Raw genomic sequence first — 26,492 nt, 5'->3', positions numbered from 1 at the left:
GGGGTGAGGGGTGAGGGGTGAGAAAGTTATGAGTCGGGAATCTCCTAAACTCAAAACTAATCACTAGCCACTAGTCACTCTATTCTATTCCCCGTACGATCCACCTGTCACTTTGCCGCGAAATACAACATATTGATATAGGTTGTAGAACAACATCACGGGAATTAGAAAACCAATAAAGATAATCATGATGACTAATGAACTGGGGTCAGCAGCAGCTTCATAAATAGTAATTCGAGTTGGAATAATGTAGGGAAATACAACTAATGCTAGCCCAATAAATGTGAGCAAAAAGAGTAAAATTGTCCAAATAAAAGGCGCACGCTCTTCTTTACGATTCAAACTTTGTAGCAATTGCCAAATTAACCACACTCCTACTAGAGGAATGATAGCAAAAATATAAACCAATGGTCGATCGAACAAACGACTTCTCGCACTTACATAGAATATGGGGGTAGTAATTGTAATTAATACTGCACCAATTAACGTTGTCCAAGCAGCGAGTTTTGCTGTTTTGTAGTGGGTTTCTTGCAATGCACCTTCAGTTTTCCAAACAAGATACGTTGAACCTATCAAAACATATCCTTGAATCAAAGTTAATGCGACTAATACTGATTGCCAACTAAACCAATCCCAAGTACTACCAATAAAGTGTCCAGTTTCGTCAACTTTGATGCCTTTTAATACGCTACCAAGTGCAAAACCTTGTCCTAATGCTGCCGTAAAACTACCTGCACCAAAGGCGATATTCCAAAAGAACTTACGGTTAGATAACTCGCGAAACTCAAACGCTACTCCACGAAAAATAAACCCGAAGACCATCGTCAATATCGGGATATAAAGCGCACTAAGAATCGTTCCATAAGCGAGAGGAAATGCACCAAATAATCCACCACCCATAAGTACTAACCATGTTTCATTAGCATCCCAAATGTTACTTAAGCTAGTCATCAACAATCCTCGACGTTCTTCATCTGACGAGGTTAGCGATAAAATTCCAACTCCCAAATCAAATCCATCTAGCATCACATAGAGGAAGAGAAACAAGGCTAGAATTGCAAACCACACCTGAGGTAAAAAATACTCTAGTGTTTCCATAAGAACAAGTTCATATAAATGTTTATGTTGTCTGTAAAATGAGTGATGGATGATTAGAAAAAGTTAAGAGTTAAGAAAATTCTTTAAAGTCAAAACTCAAAATCTTATTACTGTTCTGCTTCAACCGGACGTTCATCAGGAACAAATTCACCAGGAGTTGTATTGATTGCAGGTTTGCTAATCTCTAGGCTGGGTATGGGTAATTCTAAGTTTGGTCCTCGGCGAACAATGCGACTACCGAAGTACATTGCAGCAATAAATAATATTGTGTAGACACTGGCAAAGCTGATTAGCGAGACTAAGACATTACTTGCAGGCAGATGAGAAGCAGCGTCAACTGTACGAATTTGTCCATACAATGTCCAAGGTTGACGACCCACACAGCGTACAATCCAACCAGATTCTACTGCAATGTATCCCAAAGGTGCAGCAAAAATCCAACCGAGCATTAATAACTTTTGCTGGCTGATATTTTCTGGTGATAGCTTACCGCGTAACCACTGCAAAGTGCTAAATAGCATCAATCCAGCAAAGAAAAAGCCGATTGCAATCATGGTACGGAAGGCGTAGTAAATTAAACCGACTAAATGCGGACGATCTTCGGGTTTCCACTCGCTTAAACCGCGTACTGGTTCAGAAAGGTTTTTCTTGAATTCGAGAATGTAGCCTAATGCATTGGGAACAGTAATTTCCCAGTCATTTTTTTCAGCTTTATCGTTGGGAAACGCAATTAAACTCCAATCTGCGGGTTGCCCTGCGGGTGTTGTATGCCACTGGGCTTCCATTGCAGCCAGTTTTGAGGGTTGGTAATGATAAACTTGTTCGCCGCTTAAGTGTCCAATGTAAATTTGCAAGGGGGCAACAGCGATCGCAGCTGCTAAGGCAATTTTCAATGATTTGGAGAAGAATGCGCTTTGACGGTTGTTGAGAATGTACCAAGCACTAATTCCACCAATGACAAACAGCGAAGTTTCTAGCGTCGCAAAGAACATATGCAACACGCTATTCACCATAAAGGGGTTCAAAATAGCTTGAAAGTAATCGTGAACAATAAATTTACCATCTACCATTTCTCCACCTGCAGGCGTTTGCATCCAAGAGTTGGCAGTCAAAATCCATAGTGTCGATAAATTAGCGCCGACAGCAACAAGAATTGTTGAAGTAAAGTGAATAATGGGATTGACGCGCTCCCAGCCGAATAGCATAATGCCTAAAAATGCTGCCTCTAGCATGAATGCCCAGGAAGCTTCAAATCCAATAACACTACCAAAAAAGTTACCAACAGCTTCGGAAAAAGGTGCCCAATTTGTACCAAACTGAAATTCCATTGGGATACCAGTGGCTACACCAATACCGAAATTCAGTACATAAAACTTTGCCCAAAAGCGGGCGTGGTAGTAGTAGTCAGGATTACGAGTTTTTAGCCATACGCCTTCAACAATGACTAAATATATTCCCATACCTGTTGTCAGTACAGGCCATAGCATATGAAATATTGCCGTGAGGGCAAATTGCATTCGTGACAGCGCTACAGTATTGGATAGCAATTCCATACTTTGCTCCTGACTATTAACTAATTTAAACCTTACACGCAGTATGCAAATTTTGCTTGAGTTTTATAAGGAAATTTTAAGCTAGTTTAATAGGAATAAATGCTCAAATATCCTGACTCATCGTTCGACAAGTTGTCATTTGACAAATAGTGCAAATTCTGAGGCGATCGCATTTGAGAACTCGCTTATAGACAATTTTAGTAAAAGGATGAGAATAACTTGTGTTGGCGTGGCTTGGGATACCTTTTAGTCGTAATATTTAAATTATTACCAATTTTATAAAAGACTTCATTTTTTGAAATGATTATAATACGATCAGATGCAATGATTAAAAAATAGTTAAGTTTTAAGTTAAGCAGATCAAATACCACAAACCCATCTGAAGTGTTAGCCGTTATTTATCGCTGTTACCAAGGCGCTTTACATTAAAGCAACGCATTTTGGATTCAAGGAAAGCGTATGAGTCAAAGTAAAGACAATATTATAGTCCAACCAATCGATTTAACGGCATATGATAAAGAATTTCTTCATCTTTCTGGAGCAATTCAGCCACACGGTATCCTTTTTGCGTTAAAAGAACCTCAGTTAGAAATTATTCAAGTTAGTAATAACACATTTGAACTACTTGGTTTTCAGCCACAAGAGATACTCCATAAAAGCTTAAAGGAATTACTCACTCCCCAGGAAATTCTTTTTATAGAAGGATGTTTACTCAAAGATTTTGAAAGTGTTAACCCGATCAAACTCTCTTTAAATAAGAGTACCAAAATTAAAGATTTTGACGGTATACTTCATCGCTGCGATGGCATACTCATTCTTGAATTAGAGCCTAAAATAACTCAAGTAGAAAGAGATTTTATTCGGTTTTATCATTTTGTCAAAGGTGCAATTGCTAAGATGCAAAATGCACCTAATCTATCTGAGTTGTGTCAAAATATCACCCAAGAAATCCAAAAGCTAACAGGTTTTGATCGAGTAATGATTTATCAGTTTGATGGTAAACAAGCTGGTAAAGTTGTTGCTGAACAAAAACGCGAAGACTTAACTGCTTATTTAGGTTTACATTATCCAGCGTCCGATATTCCTGAGCAAGCTAAAAAACTTTATACACTCAATCGCCTGCGGCTCATTCCTGATATTGATGCTCAACCTAAACAATTAATTCCCAAATATAACTCTATTACAAATAAACCTCTTGATCTTAGCTATGCAATCTTAAGAAGTGTTTCCCCTTGCCATTTAGAGTACCTGAAGAACATGGGAGTTACTGCTTCCATGTCAATTTCATTAAATAAAGATAAAAAATTGTGGGGGTTAATTGCTTGTCATCATTACTCAACTAAGTATGTTTCTTACGAAATTCGTACTGCCTGTGAGTTTTTAGGACAAGTCATGTCTTTAGAGTTAACTAATAAAGAAGAAAATGAAAGTTTAGATTACAGAATAAAATTAAAGTCAATTCAAAATAAGTTTTTGGAAGCAATGCCTTTAGCTGAAAACTTCATGGAAGGTTTAGTTAAAGACAAAACTAATTTACTAGAGTTAGTTGACGCACAAGGCGTTGTCATTTGTACTGATGGAGACTTAGCGGTTGCAGGAAACACACCGAATAAAAGTGATATTTATGATTTACTGGAGTGGGTAGAGGCAAAAATTGATAATGATATATTTTATACAGATTGTTTACCGAAGCTTTATCCAACAGCAGAGAGATTTAAGGATGTAGCAAGTGGTTTAATTGTTTTATCAATTTCTCAGATTCAAAAGAATTATGTCTTGTGGTTTCGCCCAGAAGTCATTCAAACAGTGAATTGGGGAGGCGATCCACAGCAATCTGCGATCCTTGAACAAGAGGGGAGATTATCACCGCGTAAATCATTTGAACTATGGCAAGAAACAGTGCGATCGCAATCTTTACCGTGGAAGCCATGTGAAATCGATGCTGTCTTAGAACTACGAAGTGCGATCGTCTCAATTGTTTTGCGTAAAGCAGATGAACTTGCCAGAATTAATATCGAGTTAGCCCGCAGTAACAGCGAACTTGATGCTTTTGCTTATATTGCTTCTCACGACTTGAAAGAACCGCTGCGCGGAATTCATAACTACTCAAACTTCTTGATTGAAGATTATGCTGAAATATTAAATGCTGAAGGAGTATCAAAATTACAAACATTGGTGCGTCTGACGCAGCGCATGGAAGACTTAATTAATTCATTGCTACATTTTTCCCGTTTAGGAAGAGTAGAACTTGCTGTACAGCAGACAGATTTGAACGAGTTAGTGAGTAATGTTATTGATGTTTTAAGTATTAGCCTCGGGCAAACTGATGTAGAGATTAATATTCCTCGACCTTTGCCAGCTATCTATTGTGATAAAGTTCAGGTGAGTGAAGTGTTTAGTAATTTGATTACTAATGCAGTTAAATACAACAATCAGGCAACTAAAAGAGTAGAAATTGGTTTTTTAGACGGCGATCGCACTTCCAAGGAACTGCCTACAGTATTCTATGTAAAAGATAACGGTATTGGTATTAAAGAAAAGCATTTTGATGCAATTTTTCGGATTTTTAAACGGTTACATACAGTTCATAAATACGGTGGTGGAACAGGTGCTGGTTTAACTATTGCTAAAAAAATTGTCGAACGTCATGATGGAGATATTTGGGTAGAATCGACATATGGAGAAGGGAGTACGTTTTATTTTACTTTGCAAGGTAAAGGTGGGTAAATGGCAGGATCAACTCAAACATTACTAGTCATTGAAGATAGTGATGAAGATTTTGCTGCTTTTGAACGAATTCTGCGCAAAGCATCAATTAACAACGTCGTCTATCGTTGTGTTGATGGAGACGAGGCATTAGACTTTCTACGACATAATGGTCAATATCAAGATAGAACAAAAGCACCTCGTCCTGGAATTATTCTTCTCGATCTTAATTTACCAGGAACAGATGGTAGAGAGGTGCTAGAACAAATTAAGCAAGATAGCGAACTTAAAATGATTCCGGTTGTGGTTTTTACGACTTCTTCTAATCCTAAAGATATTGAAGTTTGTTATCAGTGTGGAGTGAATGGTTATATTCTCAAACCAATTGATGTCAAAAAATTGATGCGGACTGTACAAGTGTTAATAGATTACTGGTTTGAAGCAGTAATTCTTCCTAACTCAGTAAGAGGATAATTATGGTACAACAGCGGACTATTGTCATTATCGATGATTGTCTAGAAGACAGAGATACATATCGCCGCTATTTACTAAAAGATGATACGTATGCGTACCAGATTTTTGGAGAAGAGTGTGGGGAAGATGGACTAGAGTTGTGCAACTTAGTCAAACCAGATGTGATTTTATTAGACTTCTTGCTACCAGATATTAATGGGTTGGAATTCTTAAGTGAATTACAGTTGCAAATGGGTAAAACCAATTTGCCAGTGATTATGTTAACAGGTCAAGGTAATGAAGCGATCGCAGTCCAAGCAATGAAAAACGGGGCTTCTGACTATCTTGTTAAGGGAGAAACCACAGCAGAAAGTTTGCGTTTAGCAATCCACAGCGTTATCGAACGCACTCATTTACAAACTTTACTCGAACAAAGCGAACAGCGCTTTCGCACTTCTATAGAAACAATGCTTGATTGCTTTGGAATTTTTACGAGCATCCGCAATGCTGCGGGCGACATTGTAGATTTTGCAATTGAGTATGTGAATGATGCTGCTTGTGCTTTTAACTCAATGAGTGCGCAAGAACAAATTGGTGCTTCACTTTTATCTCTACCGCTGTTTCCTCAAGATGAACTGTTTAACGATTTTTGCCAAATCGTAGAAACAGGCAAACCCCTGACTAAAGAAGTTTTATTCTATGCACTCAACGATGAGAAGTACCTCAGCAAAGCATTAGATATACGTGCAACTAAATTAGGTGATGGCTTCGTGATTGCTTGGCGCAACATTACCGATCGCAAGTGCTTAGAACAAGAACGCGCACAACTACTAATCCAAGAACAACTCGCCCGTACAGCAGCAGAAGCAGCAAATAAATCGAAAGATGTCTTTTTAGCTATGGTTTCGCACGAGTTGCGTAATCCACTCACTGCCATTCTCATGTATACTCAGCTATTACAAGCTCACAAGCTTAAAGAAGACCAAATTTGCCGTGCTTACGAAACGATAGAACGCAACGTTAGGTTACAAAAACAACTGATTGACGATCTACTCGATGTATCGCGAATTGTTTCGGGCAAACTTCACCTCAATATGCAACTCGTTGACTTGGGGGTTATTCTGCAAGCAGCAATAGATACAGTGCGCCCAGCAGCCGAAACTAAAGATATCCAACTAGAACTAACAATCGATTCTTCTCCTAGTCACAGTAAAGGCGTTAATTCCGTTTATCCCTCGGTACTGCTTTTTGGTGATGCTACTCGCTTACAACAAGTGATGTGGAATTTATTATCAAACGCAATTAAGTTCACACCTCATCACGGGCAGGTTCAAGTTGCACTCAAACTATGCGATCGCACAATTCAAGTTATTGTTAGCGATACAGGTCAAGGTATCAGTTCTGACTTACTACCGCACGTATTTGAACGTTTTCGCCAAGCTGAAGGTTCAATCAAACAAGGTGGATTAGGCTTAGGACTTGCGATCGTACAACATATAGTGCAACTTCATGGTGGTTCTGTCAAGGTAGAAAGTCCTGGCGTTGAACAAGGCGCAACTTTTACAATTGAATTTCCAAAAACAAGCGATTGCACAGAACGCAGCGCCAAGGGCGATCGCCCTTCAACTCACACCACATCAGATTCTTTGTCGAGACTTAAAAGCGATTAGTGGCGCTTTGGTTAGTGAAAGAGTGCTTAGTTTTGAATTTTGAATTTTGAATTTTCTTAACTCATAACTCAACACTTCACGACTCCCCAGTTTTCTATATGGCTTTAAACCAACGCAGGAGACTCTTGCGATCGCACTTGCTTAACAACCATGCGTAAATTTGCCGAAGGCGCAACAGTTAATCCTCGACGAGTTGGCTTGATGGGTGTTTGATTTGCTAGTTGTAAGTCATATTGCGTCAGAATTGTTGCTAAAACTAATTTCATTTCAAATTGCGCGAAAGCAAGTCCGATACAACGACGATTACCACCACCAAAGGGTAAATACTCATACGGTGAAAACTGTCTTTCGAGAAAGCGTTCGGGTTTGAAACGCTTAGGTTCTGGGTAAAGATCTTCGCGGTGATGCGTGAGATACACAGAAGGAAGTAACAGCGTACCTGTTTCAAAATGGTAGCCCATGATGTCGATGGGTGATTTGACAATACGCGGAAAAGTATTAATCGCGATCGGGTAAATTCGCAAAGTTTCACAGCATACAGCATTTAAATAAAGTAGCTTAATAACAGCACTCGGATCGGCATTTGGTGGCAGTGTATCAAGTTCTTGCAATAACTTCTCGCGCACTTCAGGTAAATTGTCAATCCAGTACAATGCCCATGATAAAGCAGAAGCAGTTGTTTCATGCCCTGCAAATAGTAATGTCACTAATTCGTCACGCAGTTCTTTGTCAGTCATTGGTTGACCGTCTTCATCGCGGGCATCGAGCAGTAAACTGAGAATATCGTCGTGCGGTGAATTAGATTCTCTTCTTTCTTGGATTTGGGCATATATAATGCCATCAATTTGCGATCGCAACTTCACAAAACGCCCCCACGGACTCCACATCCCCCAATCTTTTTGCAGTGAAGGGAAGAAGAGTAACATTGAACTAACGGGAGAACCTACTCCATCTAATAGCCGTGTCAGTAGTTTTCTCAATTTTTCAAAGCGATCGCCTTGATGTAATCCAAAAACTGCACTTAAAATCACGCGCAAGGAAATTTCTTGCATTGCAGCGCGGACATTGAATGATTTACCAACTTCCCACTGACCAATAACTTGTTGCGTTATCTGACGAATTGTTTCGCCATACGCTTTTAAGCGATCGCCATGAAATGGTGGCATTAATAACTTGCGCTGGCGCTGATGTGCTGCACCATCGAGTAAAATAAGCGAGCGATCGCCTAGTAGAGGTAACAAAACGTTGTTTGCACCGCTACTGTCAAAAGTTTCTGCTGGCGCACTAAAGATTTGCTGTAATGCTTCAGGGTTACTAATATAAACGACTGGCGGTGTCACATTTTTGGCGACAACGTAAACATCGCCATACTGTTGATAGCGTTTTTCTAATATTGCTAGCGGATTGAAAATCCACCGCAGCATATTGATTCTACGCTGTATGAATGATGGACTTGGACCATCTAGAATTTTCTGATTATCCATAAGACTAATTCGTAATTTGTCGTAGGCTACCACAGAGGAGCCAGACGAAAGGTGCGGGGGTTCCCCCCGTTGAGCGAACTGGCGTGCGCAGAGGATGCGGAGGTTTCCTCCGTTGTAGCAACTGGCGTAACGCAGAGAAAAGAGAAACACACCGCAGGCATTCTTCCTGCTCTACACTCACCCCTCACTCCGGACTTCGTCCCGCTGCGCTAACACCCCTCACCCCTACTCTGCCATTGAGTTCTCGAACTTCGGCGTTGAGTTCTCGTTGGCGTTGAATTAAAGCTTCAAATTCGGCGCGTGTTGCTAGGTCACGATTAGGAAGCAGTTGATTTACTCGATCTAAGCAAGCGTTTAACCCTGCCGCAAATTCATAACGTGTCACTGGGCGATCGCCTTGAAATGTTCCATCAGGATACCCCGAAAGACAACCTTGTTCGCTACTAGTTGGAGTGTTTGGTGTTTGAGCTAAGGCACTTGAGTTATAAAGACTTGCTGTAAGTACTAGGGGAGATGCGATCGCAGCTTGCATCAGAGTTTTGAATAGCTTAGGCATTGATTTATCTTTACTCTATTCAATTTCAATTCAAAGCAGCACTGTAGTTGGCTACATATCTTCTATTGTGCAACGTCCTCGACTACCACTACTTTTACAACGTTAAGATTGAGATGAAAGTTTCCACTTGATATTTAGAAGTATTTCTGATATGATTTTCTTCATAATGGGAATCTGTATTTTTATTTTTTAAGGACTTACATCTCCACTATATAAAAATATTATATAGCTAAATTACTGACTTAGCAAGTACCCCTAACATACTTTTCCTCCCCACAATTATGCATTTTTAGCGCAATCCTTTGGCTTTGCCATAAGTTATAGGTGATTTAACTAAGTCATTTTCTTGAAAACGACTGAAGCGAAAGATATTTAACTTATCCATTGCAGAGCGATCGCCTAAGATAAATTGACTCATTAGTTCGCCGATAATTGGGCTAAGTTTATAACCATGACCGCTAAAACCAACAGCACAGTAAAAACCTGGAATGTGCTTGAGAGTGTCAATAATTGGTTGATAGTCTGGTGTCACGCCCCAAATTCCTGAATACTTATCGACAACTTTAGCTTTTTCTAGAATTGGATAGCGTTGAATCAGTTTTGTATGCAATTGTTCAGTAATTTGCGGATAAATTTGTCCCTGAAAATCATCAGCATCTTGTAACATAAATTGTGAATGATACTTAGGATCGGAATTCCCAATTCGCGTATAAGGTTGATGCAGATCTGAGCGCGAGTAGCAAAGATTCACTAAATCAGAAACAACAGGGTGACTTTGCAGATCGTGTGGTCTTTCGACAACAACAACGTGTTCCACAACAGGATTGACAGGAAAATCTAAGCCCAAATTTTGCGTAAATTTTCTGGCCCAAGGACCAACACAATCAATAACAGTGCGTGTGGCGATCGCACCCTGACTTGTCACTACAGCTTGAATTCCTGAAGCATCCAACTCAATATCTTTAACAGGTGTTTGCGTGAGAACTTCTACGCCTAAATCTGCAGCACGTTGTGCAAAAGCCAGCGTTGTTTGTGGTGGGCTACCATAACCTGAAAGTGGTTCATAAGCAGCAGCGGCAACATCATTGAGATTGAGGTAAGGAACTCTAGCTCGAACTTCTGCTAAATCAATTAAATCGACGTTAATTTTCATTGATTGATGCATTTGCACAACAGCCTGAAGAGTTGCTACGTCTGCATCTGAGACTAAAACATAGTATCCACAAGGATCAAAGCCACTCTCGTATCCACCAAAAAGTTCTTTAAAATTGTGAAATCGTTGTTGAGATAGATATGCTAACTCGGCTAAAACAGGATGCGTATAGTGAGTGCGAATAATACCAATACCTTTACCTGATGCACCATTTGCCAGTTCCTTTTGTTCTAGCAGTACCACTTTTCCAGCTTGATTTTGTGCTAGATGCAAAGCAATCGATGCACCAATACAACCTCCCCCCACTACAACGACATCTGCTGTCTCAACCATCCATTGTTCTCCTAGTTAAAGCCTAGAGGCAAATGATCCTGAACATTATCTGATATCAATGCAAATTACTTATTATAACAAGTATACCGAAGTTAAGCCACCGATAGTAAAAGCAATACATGACACAATAAAGATTAGGCTCTCGGATATTTTCAATGACATCGCCAGTAGCAGTTAACTCCAATCTTCCTTTACACTTAGCCATTTCAGAAAAGCTACGCGAGCAAATTTATAGTAGTGAATACTCTCCAGGAGAGCAACTTCCTAGCGAACATCAGTTAATGTTGCAGTTTAACGTCAGTCGGATTACAGTACGACGGGCGATCGCCAATCTTGTCAACCAAGGGTTAGTCATTTCGCATCGTGGTAAGGGCGTCTTTGTCAAGGATCGCAAAAAAGTCACGCGTTCCCTTTCTAACCCTCTGATCTTCTTTGATGAAGATATGACGCGACAAGGCTCTACAGCAAGTATTCGTAGCCTCAGCTTTGAAACAGTCGCACTATCACCCAAGGTCTGCAAGCAGCTACAGTTAGATGAACGAACACCACAAGTTTACTGCCAAAAAAAAGTTATTCTCACCGATCAAATTCCTGTTGCAGTAGACATTACCTACATTCCCTTCGATTTAGGTAAGACATTTGCGACAGAACTACAATCAAGCTTAATTTATCCAACACTCGATAGTAATGGTGTTTCAATTGAACGTGTAGAAACGATCATTGAATGCACTCATGCGCCTCATGAAGTCAGCGACTATCTAGATATTCCCCTGGGTGCACCATTACTTGTAAATCGCTACATAGCTTATACCATAGGAGAAAAACCCGTCATTTGTGGTGAGACGCTTTCGCGGGCTGATCGACTATGTTATTCAGTGACATTGACGAAACACGATACAAAATTCCAATCGCAAGAGTCAACAGGAAATCGGTAATCTTGGACACAGATTTATTTTAACCACCTTGTTATAACAAGATACAATTTTAATCCATCGTAATGACGAAAGTGACTAGCAACTAGCCACTCTCTAAGGGAGGAATAAGTAGTGTGTGGTATAGCAGGCATTATTTATCGACAACCTGAGCTATACAAAAACTTAGGAATCGATTTACTGCAATTAATTCAGCCACTAGAAACACGAGGACCTGATTCGTGTGGAGTAGGAATTTATAGTAATTCAGTTTCACATAATGTAAAAATTCTATTATTTGCTACTGAACAAGTAGCGTGGGAAGAAGTTAAAAAATGGTTACAAAATCAAGTTCAAGTGATTAAATTCGATGTTATTGGTAGCGGTAGACGCATCATTATAGACACAACTAATCAAGCTTTAGATTTAGCAGAATTTAAGCATCACTTAGCGACTCATTTCCCGCAAATACACCTAATGAGCATAGGGCATCTATTAGAAATTTATAAAGAAGTTGGCACAGCAGAAAATTTGTTTCAAAAATATCAATTAAAGGATTTTTCAGGAAGTCATGGAATTGGACACACTCGCATGGCAACCGAATCTGTTGTAGATACCTATCACTCGCATCCATTCACCTCAGCACCAGATTTATGCCTGGTACACAATGGTCAAATCTCTAACTACTACAAACTGAGATTTTTCTTAGAAAAGAAAAGCATCGAATTTGAAACTAACAACGATTCCGAAGCGATCGCCCACTACATTCGGTATCAACTCCTGCAAGGCTTTTCCTTAGAACAAGCCCTCCAAAATCTCCTCAACGATATCGACGGCACATATACATTTCTCGTTGCCACCTCCGACAAAATTGCACTCGTCCGCGACAAATTCGCTGCCAAACCAGCAGTCATTTACGAAACCCCAGAAATGATTGCGATCGCCTCCGAATACCGCTGCTTCCTCAGCCTCCCCCACTACAATCCCAACGCCAAAATCTCCGAACCCGACGCCGGAGAAATCAAAATCTGGTCAACCAATAACACGCAGCAAAGAACGTTTAGCAATCAGCGTGATTCAGTACTAACTCTCGGCTCATGGCTAATCGCTAATAGCTAATTGCTCATTAATTATGCACCAAACAATTCCCCAACAAATCGTCATTGACTGCACCAACCTCACCACCCGCGAAATCAATCAAAAACTTAAAGCCCTAGCATCTGAAGGTATTTCCACAAAACTCCTCAACCCAGCAGGAAGACATAACCTCGCCGTCGGTATCACCCAAAACATTATTATCTCAATTGCAGGACCTGTAGGATACTACTGTGGTGGATTAAGCGACAATATCAACATCGAAGTTTTCGGTGACTGTGGCTGGTCAGTAGGCGAAAACCTAATGAGTGGTAATATCACCATCCACGGCAATGCTTCTGCCAACGCCGCCGCATCTGCCCACGGAGGTAAAATATGTATTCTCGGTAATGCTGGACCCCGTGCTGGAATTTCCCTTAAAGGTGCAACACTGATTGTGAGTGGTAATGTTGGTTACGGTTCAGCATTTATGATGCAGCAAGGATGCATGATTGTTTGTGGCGATGCTGGCGCTAATTTAGCAGATTCGATCTACGAAGGTGCAATTTTTGTCGGTGGAGAAATCAACTCATTAGGTGCAGATGCCAAACTCGAATTGATGAACGATACTGACTGGCAACTGTTAGAGCAAGAACTCTCAGCATTCAATATAAGTGCTAGAGACTACAACTTTAAAAAAGTCATTTGTGCTAAACGGTTGTATCACTTCAAAGCGAAAGATTGGGGGAATTATTAGTGGCGCTTTGGCTAGTATCAAGCGTGGAGTCAGGCATTTTGCTTGAATAAAGAGGAAAGAATAAAGCAATGGATAGTGAAAAACAGGTATTAAAAACGAGTAGTACGTATACGCCAGAAGCGATCGCCGCAATTCAAGAACGCGCAGAACTAGGTCGCTATATGATTCGTGGTTATGGGGCGTTTCGTAATGTTCCGCGATTTGACGATCTTGTTTTTCTCACTACTTCCCTGACACGACTTCCCCTCGAAGGCTACCGCGAGAAATGCACAACGAAAACTCTCATTGGTACGCGCTACGCCCAACGCCCGATGGAGTTAGAAATCCCAATTACTATTGCCGGAATGAGTTTCGGGGCGCTGTCTTACAATGCTAAAGTTGCTCTAGGACGGGCTGCAACACTCCTGGGAACCTCAACAACGACGGGTGATGGGGGGATGTTACCTGCCGAACGCGAAGCATCTTCCAAGTTAGTTTATCAGTGTCTCCCTTCACGCTATGGCTTTAACCCAACAGATTTGAAAAAAGCTGATGCAATTGAAATTGTTGTCGGACAAGGTGCAAAACCTGGTGGTGGTGGTTTACTCTTAGGGCAAAAAGTAAACAAAGTCGTCGCTGGAATGCGGACATTACCCGAAGGAGTCGATCAGCGATCGCCGTGTCGTCATCCTGATTGGATTGGTCCTGATGATTTAAGAATAAAGATAGAAGAACTGCGTGAAGCAACTGAGTGGGAAATTCCTATTTACGTCAAAATGGGTGCCACCCGCGTTAAAGATGACGTTAAACTGGCTGTCAAAGCTGGTGCAGATGCGATCGTCCTTGATGGCATGGAAGGCGGAACTGCTGCAACGCAAAGCATTTTTCAAGAACACGCTGGAATCCCTACTCTTCCCGCACTCGTGCAAGCAGTAGAAGCTTTACAAGAAATCGGCGTTTATGGAGAAGTACAGCTTGTCATTTCTGGTGGTATTCGTTCAGGACCTGATGTCGCTAAAGCTTTAGCATTAGGTGCAGATGCTGTCAGTTTAGGAACTGCGACTTTAATCGCAATGGGATGCAATAAACCTGTTTACATTGAAGATTACCACAAATTAGGCACCGAACCTTATCACTGTCACCACTGCCATACCGGAATGTGTCCTGTGGGTATCACCACGCAAGATGCAGAATTGATGCAAAGGTTGCCTATAGACGAAGCAACAACTTATGTTGCCAATTACTTGCAATCCTTAGTCATGGAAGTCCAAAGCTTAGCCCGCGCTTGCGGTAAATCCGACGTCCACAACCTCGAACGTGAAGACTTAGTCGCACTTACTTTAGAAGCCTCCGCGATGGCAAAACTACCACTTGCTGGTACAGATTTTATCATGGGGCAGTCATAGGAAGCAAGGAAGCAGGGGGCAGAGGAGTTATGATTTCTCAATGTTGAGTTCTGAATAAAAAGATTCAACTCAAAACTCAACATTTAAAACTAGTCACTAGCCAAAGCGCCACTAATCACTACTATGACAACTAAATCTTGGGGTTTGGAAGCATTTTGGGGACTAGACTACAACTTTGATCTGATGCAAATCTAGTTTATCCGCGTAAAAACTTTGAAGCTTTAGCCTCATTGGGATTACTCGGTTAGATCGTGACGTATTTACTGGTACATTATCTTACTCCGATTCTGAAACAGGTTCGCATTTTTGGTATCCTGTTTCCTCGAAAGCCGAGAAAGTACCAGCAGGCTGGCAAATCACAAAAAACGCTTCATGGACGACTTCAGCGAATTTGCAGATTGGTACATTGTGCAAACTACCAGCCCTGAATTCAACGGCAATTACTCTGACTTATCGTGTTTTTTAATTTACGCAGATGAAGTCAAAGCTAACCCTGCACAATGGGATGCTTTAGGTTTACGCGGCAATCAATCTGGTACGCTGCTTGTCGATAACGTTACCATACCTCCCGAAAGAATGGTTGGTTTTAAAGGTGACGGCGCAGCTTCTAATGATGAAACTGTCGATCTGTTCTTTCTATTATGTTCCTCTCAGCAAGAGATCGCAGCAATGCCACGTTCTGCTTACTTACATTGGTACTGGCAAATTAAATTTATTGCTTCTAAAAACGTCGCTCATGTTTGTGATAAAATGCTTCATACTTGCGGTGGTACAGGCATTAAAAAAGAACTAGGAATCGAGCGCTATTTACGCGATGGTAAAGCTGGATGGGCATGGGATCAACCAACGAAGTACTAAGGCAATTTTTTGGTAAATTAGCATTATTAGGAATCGACTCACTTGACTATTGGAATCAACATGTAAATGAACGCGTAATACACAACGAAATTAACAAATTAAACCTCGAAGATAAAAAAGAACTCGCCGCAACTCTACTCGCCCAAGTAGCAGATGAGGAAGCTAAAAATACTCCAAAAGTACTCCAAGAAACTCCAGGCTAAACGATTGCTGTCCTTCACAATTCCACTCTCTTTATATATTCTCTGTGCCACCCCACTTCTCTCAACGAAGGACACCTCCGCAGGGGAGTGGCTTTTCTATGTCTAGTAAGGTTCATTAACTTTTTATTAACATTTAGGTAGACAAGTTACCTACCCCACTTTCTCGATCTAAATCCTTATTGGTAACACTGGTTACAAATAATAAATACCACCAGTCGCAAACTTGTAATAACAAATCTATCATAAGTATGAACTTATCAAGCATTACTCATGAATGCTGAAGCGCAAGAATTTTTAGGAACTTTTATTTCAGAGAGCTACTACTTCTATGCCTCTGTATTCATGTTATTAATTCATGCGGGTTTTCTTGCCTACGAAGGTGGTGCGTCGCGCACTAAAAATGTTCTTGCCACGATGGTAAAAAACCTTCTTACACTCTCAAGTGTAGGACTCGCATTTTTCTTCTTTGGTTGGTGGGTTTATAACGCTTTTCCGCTGTTTCCAGTTAGTGGTGGAATACTTGGTCCTTGGACAAATCCGGCAATAAACGAAACTGTAACAGCTGCAATGGCAGTTGTAGAAACATCTTATCCTTGGTCTGATGCTTTAGCACCAAACACTGCCGATCATTTAACCGGAGTCTTCTTTTTTGCTTTTGCACTATTTGCAATGACTACCGCTTCAATTCTTTCAGGAGCCTTAATCGAGCGTGTTAAAATTGGTGCATATATTATCTTATCAATTGTTCTAGGTTCATTCACTTGGGTTGTTGCTGCAGCGTGGGGATGGAATCCATTCGGTTGGTTTTATACCGCGTTTGGCTATCACGATTTTGGCTGTTCAGCAGTCGTTCACGGTGTTTCTGGTTTCTTTGCTTTAGGCGTATTAATCAACCTTGGCCCTCGGATTGGTAAGTACAATCAAAGAGGAAACCCAATACCAATTTTACCGCACAATCTACCGCTAACAATGGTAGGTTTAATGCTGATTTTTGTTGGATTTTACGCCTTCTTAGCAGCGTGTTTAATTTTCCTCCCAGGCTATACCAGAGAAACAACAATTTACGGAACTCCAATGACTTTAGCTTCGATTGGAGTCAATACAACACTTGCACTAGCCTCTGGAATTATTGGTGCTTATATTTCTTCCAAAGCCGATCCATTTTTCACAATTTCGGGAGGACTTGCAGGAATCATTTCAGTTGGTGCTGGTATGGATTTATATCATCCAACTGTAGTGATAGTCTTAGCTTTCTTTGGTGCTTTCTTAATGCCAAAAGTCGCTTTATTTATTGAAAGAATTGGTATTGACGATGCTGTAGGTGCTTTTGGCGTTCACGGCTTTTGTGGTTTATTAGGAAGTTTAGCAGTTGGAGTATTGGCAACGGGTTATCCTCAAGGCGAAGGCGTACCGTTAACCGGATTTATTGGGCAATTAGTTCCTACTTTGATTTGTGTAATTGGTTTAGGTTTTATTCCTGGCTACGGGACAAGCTGGCTACTCAAAAAGTTTAATCTTTTGCGCGTACCACGCGATGAAGAAATTGCCGGATTAGATATTGCAGATTTAGGTGTTGAAGGTTATCCCGAATACAGCATGAATTGGGCAACATCAGCCATTAATGCACAACAACATAGTGAAACAGTAGCAGGTAGATTAGAACCACAACCTGAAATGCAAGAGTAAGGAAGAAATCTATGAGTAGTCCATTTAGTAATCCAAAAGAATTCCTTGAAGCTGAAGGACCAATTTACACTTTTGGTAATAATTCCACAATTATTACTTTTTTTCTAATTGTTAGCGCTGTTTTGTTTTTATGGTTCATCTATGCTTCGTACACAATTAAAAGTGGTAAACCAGCACCTAAAAATCCTGTAGTTTTGAGTCTTCTAATTGCTGCAAGTACAGTTTCTTTCGCAGGTTCAGTATACAATTCAACAGTTGACAAAATTCATCAACCTTCTCAAACTAAAGAAACAGGAGCGCGAGTTGTTAGCTCAAATAAACCGCAATGGCGGCTACCAATGATAGTAGGTATGGTAGCATCTGGTAGTTTGTTGCAGCATCGTCCGCTCAAGAATCGTTGGAGAAAGCGGATTAAGGCTATTAATCGTAACAAGTACCAATGAGGTATGACAATGACGAATGCAGCGTCGGTAGTTGGTTCAGTTATCTCGTTGTGGCGTTATCCTGTCAAATCAATGATGGGGGAAGAGTTGGATGCAACTGAGATTAGCAAACAGGGAATAGTAGGCGATCGCGCTTATGCTTTAATCGAATCAACCACAGGTAAAGTTGTCAGCGCCAAAAATCCTCGTAAATGGGCTAAATTATTTGACTTCCACGCTGCTTTTGTTGATTCACCAACAACAAATACAATTCCTTCAGTTGAAATTACCCTCCCAGACAGCACCAAACTATCAAGCGAACAAGAAAATATCAATGAGGTACTTTCCAGTGTATTGGGGCGTGAGGTAAAACTCGCCTCAACCGCACCACCGCAGCCTAGTTTAGAAGAATATTGGTTAGATATGGAAGGGCTACCGCATCGGGAAACTGTTACAGATGAAAACATACCTGCGGGTACTTTCTTTGATTTAGCCACAGTACATCTGCTAACAACAGCAACAATCGAACGCTTACAGCAATTAAATTCATCGGGACGATTTGAAATGCAAAGATTTCGTCCTAATATTGCAGTTGCTTCTACCACTAACAACAATTTTACCGAAAACGACTGGATTGATCGCACAGTTGCAATTGGTGAGGAAGTTCAAATCAAGATTACAGGCTTTTGTCCCCGTTGTGTCATGACAACTTTACCTCAAGGTGATTTACCTAACGATCCGAGTATTCTTAAAACAGTACTACAGCACAACAATGGTAATGCGGGTGTTTACGCCAGCGTAGTGCAAGGGGGTACAATCCGCTGTGGTGATTTGATCCAAATTTTGGATTAATTTATCTCCGCGACGTTTGAGGTAATTGTTATGATTTTAAGCTAGACTGTTAACCCTTAAAGTGACCTGCGACGCGATCGCATACTTATTCTATGTGCGGTATCTATACTAAAAGGGGCAACTACTATGAGTATGAAATAGAAATACAAAAATCTTTGTACGAGACAGACTATCAACTCTGGCTAGCGCAAACCCTGAAGAAATTGCAGTTGGGAGACTTTGAAAATATTGACATAGAAAACTTGATCGAAGAGGTAGAAAGTTTGGGTAGAAGCGATCGCCATGCAGTCTCCAGCTATTTGATGCGGCTTTGCGAATATCTACTCAAGCTTAAGTACTGGGAATCTGAACGGGAAATGTGTTTTAGGGGATGGAATTTAGAAATTACCAACTTTCGGATTCAAATTCAAGAACAACTGGAAACTAGCCCCAGTCTAAAAACATTTTTGCAAGAGAACTTTCTCAAGCAATATAAAAATGGTCGAAAACAGTTTTTGAAAGCAAGCGATCTGGATTCTAGCTTGATTCCCGATCAACATTATTTTACGCTAGAGCAAGCACTAGATGAAGACTGGCTACCCTGGAATCCTGAATCGACCTCTAATCACTCATAGCCAATGTATCCCTAATTGAATTTATAAAGTGACTGTCGCGGCTAAATCAACTCATGCATTTTATTCTGATATACCTGCACCACTAGGTAAAGTAGTTGCAGAATATCGTATTCCGCCTGGAAGTGCGATCGCCTCCACAATTTAGCAATTCAAGGTCCCTTATCGCGCGATATTCTCCGCAAGTTCATCAACAATATCGACGAACTGAGATACTTCCGCTTTGCAACAACAATTGCAGACATCCCAGTCTTAATTTCCCGTATTGGCTACACTGGAGAACTGGGCTACGAATTGTTTGTTCACCCCGACAATGGAAACACCTTATGGGATGCTTTAATAACCCGCCGGAGAACCGCTAGGACTAATCCCTGTGGAAATGCTAGCACTCGATCGCGCCCGAATTGAAGCAGGGTTATTAAGCCCAGGTTGCGAATTTAACGATTCAACTTCACCTTATCAAGCAGGAATTATTTGGGCTGTGGCGATGAAAAAGTCTGATTTGATTGGCAAAACAGCTTTGGAGAAAATCAAACTTCATCCTCCCAAAGTTACAGTGGGATTAATCCTTGAAGGTAACGAAGTTGCAGCATCAGGAATGTGCGTTTATCCAGTAGGCGATCGCTGGCACGTTGGAGTTATCACCAGTGCAACTTTTTCCCCTTATCAATTGTGGGAATTTGCGGGTGTTGATGGCTTACAATTTGCTAAAACCTTAGTAGGTAATGCTGCGGGTAAACTTGCGCTTTTTCGATCACTCGAAGCAACTGTTGCTAATCATCCATGTTCCCTGTTACGGCTGTGTGAACATAATTTCCGCTTGGGAGTGCAAGGTAATAGACCTCTTGCATGAATCACAGATGCCCCTTCAGGGCTATCCAAGCAAAGTGTGCCTTCGTGTACTCAAAAGCCTTTTAGCAGTAAGTCCACCTCCGTGGACTTTGTTTATTTAGCTGGCGAATTCATTCGACCAGCATTCACGCAGGATGTCTAATTTCGCGGTTCAAGTTCCTTACAAAATGCGTGTCTGGGTAAAATGATGTGAGAAGATAAGTGCGATTTTACTTCCCGACAATGACCAATTACCACTATTCAATTAAAGAAACAAGCGATCGCAAGTCTGGTACTTCTAAATCTGGTAAATTACTGCTAGCTTCTGCGTTGCGATTTACCCATACTGTTGTTAATCCTAACGAACGCGCAGGAACGATATCATGATACAGACTTGCGGCAACGTGTAATATTTGTTCTTGTGGTATGCCAATTCTAGAAAATGCCAGTTTGAAGTTATTTAAAGACGGTTTGTAGCTTTTTGCTTGTTCTGCTGTAATAATTTCATTAAATTCAACTTTTAAATGCTTAGCAGTAGTAGCAAACAAATCATCATCTACATTAGAAATAATAACTAACTTATATTTTTGTTGAAGGAACTGAAGTGCTTTTATTGTATCAGGAAAAGGTTGCCAGTTTTGTAAAGATTCAGGAAGCGATTCTATTTCAGTTGTAGTTGGTACAAAATCAAAGCGATCGCCAAACTTTTGCACAACTTTCTTTAGAACTTCTCGGTATTTAATATAACCATTCTGCTGAATTGCTGGCTCAAACTCAGAATAATATTTAATGATTTCACGATCATCTACTTCAACACCATGAGCAGATAAAATAGGCTTCATTACTCCTAAAATACCACTTTCCCAATCAATTAAGGTTCCGTAGCAATCAAACGTTAAAGCTTGATAATCATTAAAATTAATCATTTTCCTGTTCTAATGCTTTTAAGTGTGCTATTAATGCTTGACCATCACCGTTGTGTTCTTTCGCAATTTGTTCTGCAACTTCAGCATTACCTGAACAAATCGCATCAACTAAACTTTCGTGCTGTAATCTAATTTCATCTAAATCTGGATGAATCGCATTGCAAGATACGATATACAATCTAATTTGCTGTTCAACAATTTTGTATTGTTGCTGTAAGCGTTGGTGTTCTGAAAGTTCAATAATCGTTTTATGTAAGGCAAAGTCTGTCTCTGCTAATTCTTGCCATTTACCTAATTTTGTAGCCTTGACTAATTGCTGTAATTTAGTATGCAAAATCTTAGTTTTAGCTGGTGTGATTGACTCTGCAATCAGTTTTGCGGCTAATCCTTCTAACGCATTGCGTAGCGTATATAGTTCCCAAGCGTCGCGCGAACTTAGTCCTGAAACGGCACAACCGCGATACGGAAATTGTTCGACTAAACCTTCATACGTTAACTGTTGTAATGCGGATCGAATTGTACCGCGACTTAAATTTAATCGTTCAGACAACTCAATTTCCAATAACCGCGATCCTGGCGGAAGGATACCACTAAGAATTTCTTCACGAATCGCATCCGCAGCCTGTACTTCAAGACTACGATGAACGATTGTGAGTTGCGATCGCCTTTTCATATCGATATTCAGCAAGAATCACGATTATTTTATATGTCATAATTGTAAATTGTCAACAATCAGCAATATTATAGACTCAAGCCAATTGCGGCAGTCTTCAGTATCATGCAACATGCATGGTATATACCTATGCAAACATCAATTCGTACTGAATTTCGAGAGTTTCTCCGACTGGCAATTCCCTTAGCCAGCGCCCAAGTTGCCCAATCTGCAACAGGCTTTGTAGACACTGTCATTATGGGTAGATTGGGTTCAGAAATCTTAGCAGCAGGGGGACTTGGTGCAATTACCTTCACAGCACTACTAAATACCATCAGTGGAGTTGTCATTGGAGTTAGCCCTTTAGTGGCTGAAGCTTACGGCGCAGGTTGCAAGACACGAGTTGAACAAGTTGCACGTCAAGGGTTGTGGCTATCACTGCTTTTGGCAATTCCTGTCATGTTCTTATTAGGAAACATCGATTTACTCATGCGTCAGTTTGGACAGCAAGCAACAACTGTGGCACTTGCAAAGACGTACTTAGATATTATGCTTTGGGGGTTATTTCCTGCTTTGGCATTTGCAACGTTACGCAGTTTCGTTTCTGGACTTTCTCACGCACGTCCAGTCATGGTAATTGTTATCGGTGGTACGCTATTTAATATTGCAGGGAACTACGTTTTAGGACTTGGTAAATTAGGATTTCCGGCACTAGGGCTGCGGGGGCTAGCATGGGCAAGTATCTTATCTCTTTGGGGAATGTTTCTATCACTTGTCATCTACATACTTAAGCACAAAAAACTAAAAGCTTACCGTCTGTTTGAAAATTTACATCAGTTGCAGTTACCAATCTTTCGGGAATTAGTCGTAGTTGGTGCGCCAATTGGGGTATCTGCTGCATTAGAAACAGGATTATTCACAGTTGTGACTTACTTAATGGGAGCATTAGGAACAGTAGTACTTGCCGCACATCAAATTGTCTTGCAGACTATTATTGTGATCTTCATGGTACCGCTGGGAATGTCATTTGCAACAACAGTCCGCGTCGGGCAGTGGAATGGACAGAAAAACCTCGCTGCTGCAAGACAAGCTGGATATGTAGGAATAGGTAGTGGCGTCGTATTTATGACAATGATGGCGATCGCCCTGCTTGTATTTCCTCAGCAAGTCATTGGATTATATATCGATGTTCGTGCATCAGAAAATGCCTCGGTATTAACGCTAGTCATGCCAATGCTTACTATTGCGGCTGTTGCACAAATCTTAGACAGCGTACAAAAAACCGCATCCGGCGCACTCTATGGACTTAAAGATACTCGCGTACCAATGTTCATTAGCTTCTGCACCTTCTGGGGAATTGGGTTAACCACTGGTTACTTACTTGGATTTCACTTTGGTTTAGGTGGTACTGGCTTATGGTTAGGACAATCGATTGGTGTGGCGATCGCCGCTGGAGTTTTCTTATGGCGCTATCGTCAACTCAGTTTGTCTAAAAGTTGGTAATTGGTAATTAGTGATTTTCAACTCAACACTCAAAACTCAAAACTTCTAAGTCAGCGCAGCTTTTCCTGTCCATCCTGCAAGGTTGGCGATCGCAGCAACTAACTCAGTTGGATTCACAGGTTTGGCAATATGCATTTGAAATCCTGCTGCTAGGGCGCGGGTGCGATCTTCTACTCTGGCGTAAGCTGTCAAAGCAACAGCCGGAATTCTTCCGCCATTTTGTGCTTCCATTGCTCTAATGCGGCGAATCAGACTATAACCATCTTCCCCTGGCATACCAATATCGCTTACCAAGATATCCGGTTGCAACTGTTCAATTGCAGCGATCGCATCTGCAACCGATGCTACTGCACTCACCAAAGCACCACACTCCTGAAGTACTGTTGAAAGTAACTCGCGGGCATCTATCTCATCATCAACTACGAGAATTGTTAAACCACTCAGCGTTGGTGCGTCATCAAACGAAACTTCACCGCCCACAGTAGGATGGATTCGTTCTGATTCATTGGTATTTAATACTACTGTAAGTGGCAACTGAACGACAAAAGTTGACCCCTGTCCTTCTCCTGGACTTTGTGCTTGCACACTTCCGCCATGCAATTCTACTAAATGACGTACAATTGCTAATCCCAAACCTAAGCCACCATGCGATCGCGTATGTGTACTATCAGCTTGCTTAAAGCGCTCAAAAATATACGGTAAAAAGTCAGAGTTAATACCCACTCCTGTATCACTCACAATAATTTCAACGTGCGAATTTACCCGTTCTAGCCGTACTTGAACTCGCCCGCCTTTTGGCGTAAACTTAATAGCATTCGATAGTAAATTCCACACTACCTGCTGTAAGCGATCCGAATCTCCTGAAACTGGACCTGCTAACGGATCGAGCACACTTTGAATCCGTACTTGCTTTGCATCAGCCGCAGGACGCACTGTATCAATTGCTGCCTCAATTACCGGAATAAGCTCAATTGGACGAACGTGCAAGCGCAGTTTACCAGTAATAATTCGCGAAATATCAAGCAGATCCTCGATTAAGTTTGCTTGACCTCTAGCATTACGTTCGATTGCTTCCAGCGCCCGCGATCGCGTTGCTTCATTCAGCTTTTGACTACGCAGAAGTTGCGACCATCCCAACATAGCATTGAGCGGAGTACGCAATTCATGAGAAAGTATAGAGAGAAACTCATCCTTTGCTCGATTCGCAACTTCCGCACTAGCACGGGCTTCTTGTTCGCGCACGAGTAATTCATCTTTCAACTTATTCGCAGTTTCAAGTTCAGTAGTGCGCTCTATCACTCGTTGTTCGAGTTCCATGTTTAAAGTACGAATCTGTTCCTCTGCCCGTTCGCGTTCAGCAATTTGATTTCGTAACTCAACATTAGCAGTTTCAAGCTGTGCCGGACTCGGTACCGCTAAAGCCTGGGGTACTAGTGGTACAAGCAGTACGGCAGTATAAACTGAAACAACTGCTGTGATAAGTTTGATTGTTCCTGATAGCCAGTAATTAGGATGCCATAGCGTCCAAATCCCCATTAAATGGGTTGTACCACAGGCTACAATAAAGGCTCCAAACAGCAAAAAGATCCAATTGAAAGGTAAATCTTTCCGCTGCCGAACAAAATAGAATAGCGTCAGAGGAATTGAGTAGTAAGCAACTGCAATTAGTGAATCAGAAACAATATGTAACCCTACTAATTCTGGCTGCCATAGATAGCAATGACCGTGAGGAATAAATGCCTCTAGAGTAGTCCCTTGAGATTTGCTCTGATGTATTAACTCAGTAGTGACTTCTGATATCAAACTATTCATCTTTTTTGTTATTGAGCCATTCCACTTGTGCGGAAAGATATGGGTTAATCCAACCTTTTAAATCATTTTAGCCAGCTTCAATCACTATGATATTTGACGCACAGGCATATGTTTTGACAAACAATCAAAAAATTAATCGTATTTACTCGATTAACCCACTTTTCCTAATGCATCATAGGCGATCGCCTCAATCCAAATAGATCCTCAGAAAGAGTAGCTGAGTCCTACAGAGGCTCCCACTTGTGTTGTCTCTAAAAAGCCAGCATCAACGCTAGTACTTGCGCCTACGGCATCCGCAATTGGTACATCTAAACCCACCGTTGCCATAGGAGCAACCTGTCCATTATCGCCTGTAGTAATCACAACACCACCGCCAATATAGGGAGTTACACTATCTTCAATATCAGTGTCTGCTCCTGTAGGAAAATCAACTGTTAAAGGAACAGTAATACTGGGGTCAGAATTGAGTCCCACAGAAGGTCGTACCGAGAGCGAGTCAGTCAAGCCAATTTTACTATTAATTGACACGCTACTTTCTCCCATTGCTGTGTCTCCTGTAATGCCGATATTACCACTGACACCTATCGAGAACCGAGAACGACCGTTTGTATCACTAGCTAAAGGATCAAAGCTTTGAGCAATAATTGAAGATTCAATAGGGTAAGGAGTTGCAGTGGCATTTGCCTCTGAAGGTTGAACGGCAAAATGAACAGTTTCAGCCTGTACCGCCCCACTACTCCCAATTGTTAAGATCGTGAATCCAGATACAGCAAAAGCATATTTCAACATAAGCTCACCCTGATTAAGTACAGTAAACGCGATTGCGCATAACGCAACGCTATTATGCGATCGCATCTTATATGAAATTAGATAATGAGAGGATGTCTGAAAAGTCAAAGACTATACCAATCGTCTCAACATAAGACGAATCATCGCAACTTGAATCATCGCCTCAGAAGTGGCAGGTAAAACCTCATAATCTTTGCTCAGTCTCCGACACCAG

The 26,492-nt window shown here is 41.1% G+C and carries 25 protein-coding genes; 16 read left to right on the top strand and 9 right to left on the bottom strand.

The annotated features are described in order from the left end of the window. Window positions 1–84: 84 nt before the first annotated feature. The gene (locus tag IQ230_RS22735) at window positions 85–1,098 is read right to left on the bottom strand and encodes a cytochrome d ubiquinol oxidase subunit II (protein WP_193934509.1); all 1,014 of its coding nucleotides are present in this window, start codon (window positions 1,096–1,098) and stop codon (window positions 85–87) included. A 107-nt stretch (window positions 1,099–1,205) separates the two neighbouring features. Beyond that, a complete protein-coding gene (locus IQ230_RS22730; RefSeq protein ID WP_193934508.1) occupies window positions 1,206–2,651 on the bottom strand; it encodes a cytochrome ubiquinol oxidase subunit I in 1,446 nt (481 codons plus the stop codon). 459 nt (window positions 2,652–3,110) lie between these two features. On the opposite strand from IQ230_RS22730, the gene IQ230_RS22725 reads away from it, so the two are divergent. Genes IQ230_RS22725 through IQ230_RS22715 form a run of 3 tightly spaced genes read left to right on the top strand, consistent with a single transcriptional unit; the run spans window position 3,111 to window position 7,480 of the window. Continuing rightward, window positions 3,111–5,378: an ATP-binding protein gene (locus IQ230_RS22725; RefSeq protein ID WP_193934507.1), complete on the top strand. Its 2,268-nt coding sequence runs from the start codon at window positions 3,111–3,113 to the stop codon at window positions 5,376–5,378. Further along, window positions 5,379–5,831, top strand: a complete 453-nt coding sequence (locus tag IQ230_RS22720) for a response regulator (protein WP_193934506.1) — start codon at window positions 5,379–5,381, stop codon at window positions 5,829–5,831. 2 nt (window positions 5,832–5,833) lie between these two features. Continuing rightward, window positions 5,834–7,480 carry a hybrid sensor histidine kinase/response regulator gene (locus IQ230_RS22715; RefSeq protein ID WP_193934505.1) on the top strand — a complete coding sequence of 549 codons (1,647 nt, stop codon included), beginning with the start codon at window positions 5,834–5,836 and terminating at the stop codon, window positions 7,478–7,480. A 104-nt stretch (window positions 7,481–7,584) separates the two neighbouring features. On the opposite strand, the gene IQ230_RS22710 is transcribed toward IQ230_RS22715, so the two are convergent. The 3 genes from IQ230_RS22710 to IQ230_RS22700 form a co-directional block, all read right to left on the bottom strand. Beyond that, window positions 7,585–8,964 carry a cytochrome P450 gene (locus tag IQ230_RS22710; RefSeq protein ID WP_193934504.1) on the bottom strand — a complete coding sequence of 460 codons (1,380 nt, stop codon included), beginning with the start codon at window positions 8,962–8,964 and terminating at the stop codon, window positions 7,585–7,587. A gap of 184 nt (window positions 8,965–9,148) precedes the next feature. After that, entirely contained in the window at window positions 9,149–9,520 is a 372-nt protein-coding gene (locus tag IQ230_RS22705) for an S-layer homology domain-containing protein (protein ID WP_193934503.1), read from the bottom strand. Between the two features lie 289 nt (window positions 9,521–9,809). Then, a complete protein-coding gene (locus tag IQ230_RS22700) occupies window positions 9,810–11,006 on the bottom strand; it encodes an NAD(P)/FAD-dependent oxidoreductase (protein ID WP_193934502.1) in 1,197 nt (398 codons plus the stop codon). Window positions 11,007–11,161: 155 nt separating this feature from the next. Here IQ230_RS22700 and IQ230_RS22695 point away from each other — a divergent pair, with 155 nt between their 5' ends. The 12 genes from IQ230_RS22695 (at window position 11,162) to IQ230_RS27010 (ending at window position 20,618) form a co-directional block, all read left to right on the top strand. Continuing rightward, a complete protein-coding gene (locus IQ230_RS22695) occupies window positions 11,162–11,941 on the top strand; it encodes a GntR family transcriptional regulator (protein WP_193934501.1) in 780 nt (259 codons plus the stop codon). Between the two features lie 111 nt (window positions 11,942–12,052). Continuing rightward, on the top strand, window positions 12,053–13,036 hold the full coding sequence (locus tag IQ230_RS22690; RefSeq protein ID WP_193934500.1) for a class II glutamine amidotransferase domain-containing protein: 984 nt from the start codon (window positions 12,053–12,055) through the stop codon (window positions 13,034–13,036). Between the two features lie 13 nt (window positions 13,037–13,049). Beyond that, the gene (locus tag IQ230_RS22685) at window positions 13,050–13,748 is read left to right on the top strand and encodes a GltB/FmdC/FwdC-like GXGXG domain-containing protein (protein ID WP_193934499.1); all 699 of its coding nucleotides are present in this window, start codon (window positions 13,050–13,052) and stop codon (window positions 13,746–13,748) included. A gap of 68 nt (window positions 13,749–13,816) precedes the next feature. Then, window positions 13,817–15,133: an FMN-binding glutamate synthase family protein gene (locus IQ230_RS22680; RefSeq protein ID WP_193934498.1), complete on the top strand. Its 1,317-nt coding sequence runs from the start codon at window positions 13,817–13,819 to the stop codon at window positions 15,131–15,133. A gap of 372 nt (window positions 15,134–15,505) precedes the next feature. Then, window positions 15,506–15,991 (top strand): acyl-CoA dehydrogenase family protein, encoded by a 486-nt coding sequence (locus IQ230_RS27025; protein WP_228055248.1) that lies wholly within the window; start codon window positions 15,506–15,508, stop codon window positions 15,989–15,991. Next, window positions 15,967–16,194 (top strand): hypothetical protein, encoded by a 228-nt coding sequence (locus tag IQ230_RS27020; RefSeq protein WP_228055247.1) that lies wholly within the window; start codon window positions 15,967–15,969, stop codon window positions 16,192–16,194. Before IQ230_RS27025 ends, IQ230_RS27020 begins: the two co-directional genes overlap by 25 nt. Before the next feature lie 270 nt (window positions 16,195–16,464). Further along, entirely contained in the window at window positions 16,465–17,880 is a 1,416-nt protein-coding gene (locus IQ230_RS22670) for an ammonium transporter (RefSeq protein WP_193934497.1), read from the top strand. 11 nt (window positions 17,881–17,891) lie between these two features. After that, on the top strand, window positions 17,892–18,323 hold the full coding sequence (locus tag IQ230_RS22665; protein WP_193934496.1) for a hypothetical protein: 432 nt from the start codon (window positions 17,892–17,894) through the stop codon (window positions 18,321–18,323). 3 nt (window positions 18,324–18,326) lie between these two features. Beyond that, window positions 18,327–19,154, top strand: coding sequence for an MOSC domain-containing protein (locus tag IQ230_RS22660; protein ID WP_228055246.1), 828 nt, complete (start codon window positions 18,327–18,329; stop codon window positions 19,152–19,154). A 155-nt stretch (window positions 19,155–19,309) separates the two neighbouring features. Beyond that, the gene (locus tag IQ230_RS22655) at window positions 19,310–19,768 is read left to right on the top strand and encodes a DUF29 domain-containing protein (RefSeq protein WP_228055245.1); all 459 of its coding nucleotides are present in this window, start codon (window positions 19,310–19,312) and stop codon (window positions 19,766–19,768) included. A 102-nt stretch (window positions 19,769–19,870) separates the two neighbouring features. Further along, window positions 19,871–20,173: a hypothetical protein gene (locus IQ230_RS28005; protein WP_407646706.1), complete on the top strand. Its 303-nt coding sequence runs from the start codon at window positions 19,871–19,873 to the stop codon at window positions 20,171–20,173. Then, on the top strand, window positions 20,139–20,618 hold the full coding sequence (locus IQ230_RS27010) for a hypothetical protein (RefSeq protein ID WP_228055244.1): 480 nt from the start codon (window positions 20,139–20,141) through the stop codon (window positions 20,616–20,618). Before IQ230_RS28005 ends, IQ230_RS27010 begins: the two co-directional genes overlap by 35 nt. Window positions 20,619–20,853: 235 nt before the next feature. Here the strand turns inward: IQ230_RS27010 and IQ230_RS22645 are convergent, their stop codons facing one another. Together IQ230_RS22645 and IQ230_RS22640 are read right to left on the bottom strand one after the other, a co-directional pair. Next, on the bottom strand, window positions 20,854–21,522 hold the full coding sequence (locus IQ230_RS22645; RefSeq protein WP_193934494.1) for a haloacid dehalogenase type II: 669 nt from the start codon (window positions 21,520–21,522) through the stop codon (window positions 20,854–20,856). Then, entirely contained in the window at window positions 21,515–22,195 is a 681-nt protein-coding gene (locus tag IQ230_RS22640) for a GntR family transcriptional regulator (RefSeq protein WP_193934510.1), read from the bottom strand. Before IQ230_RS22640 ends, IQ230_RS22645 begins: the two co-directional genes overlap by 8 nt. Window positions 22,196–22,324: 129 nt before the next feature. Here IQ230_RS22640 and IQ230_RS22635 point away from each other — a divergent pair, with 129 nt between their 5' ends. Further along, on the top strand, window positions 22,325–23,677 hold the full coding sequence (locus IQ230_RS22635) for an MATE family efflux transporter (RefSeq protein WP_193934493.1): 1,353 nt from the start codon (window positions 22,325–22,327) through the stop codon (window positions 23,675–23,677). A 45-nt stretch (window positions 23,678–23,722) separates the two neighbouring features. Here the strand turns inward: IQ230_RS22635 and IQ230_RS22630 are convergent, their stop codons facing one another. After that, window positions 23,723–25,489 carry a hybrid sensor histidine kinase/response regulator gene (locus IQ230_RS22630; RefSeq protein ID WP_193934492.1) on the bottom strand — a complete coding sequence of 589 codons (1,767 nt, stop codon included), beginning with the start codon at window positions 25,487–25,489 and terminating at the stop codon, window positions 23,723–23,725. 204 nt (window positions 25,490–25,693) lie between these two features. Then, window positions 25,694–26,278 carry a hypothetical protein gene (locus IQ230_RS22625; protein WP_193934491.1) on the bottom strand — a complete coding sequence of 195 codons (585 nt, stop codon included), beginning with the start codon at window positions 26,276–26,278 and terminating at the stop codon, window positions 25,694–25,696. Between the last annotated feature and the right edge of the window lie 214 nt (window positions 26,279–26,492).

Origin of the sequence: Gloeocapsopsis crepidinum LEGE 06123 (assembly GCF_015207655.1) — a bacterium.
GTDB lineage: Bacteria > Cyanobacteriota > Cyanobacteriia > Cyanobacteriales > Chroococcidiopsidaceae > Gloeocapsopsis > Gloeocapsopsis crepidinum.
The sequence above is the reverse complement of the archived record's forward strand: the minus strand, read 5'-3'. Positions and strand labels throughout refer to the sequence as shown.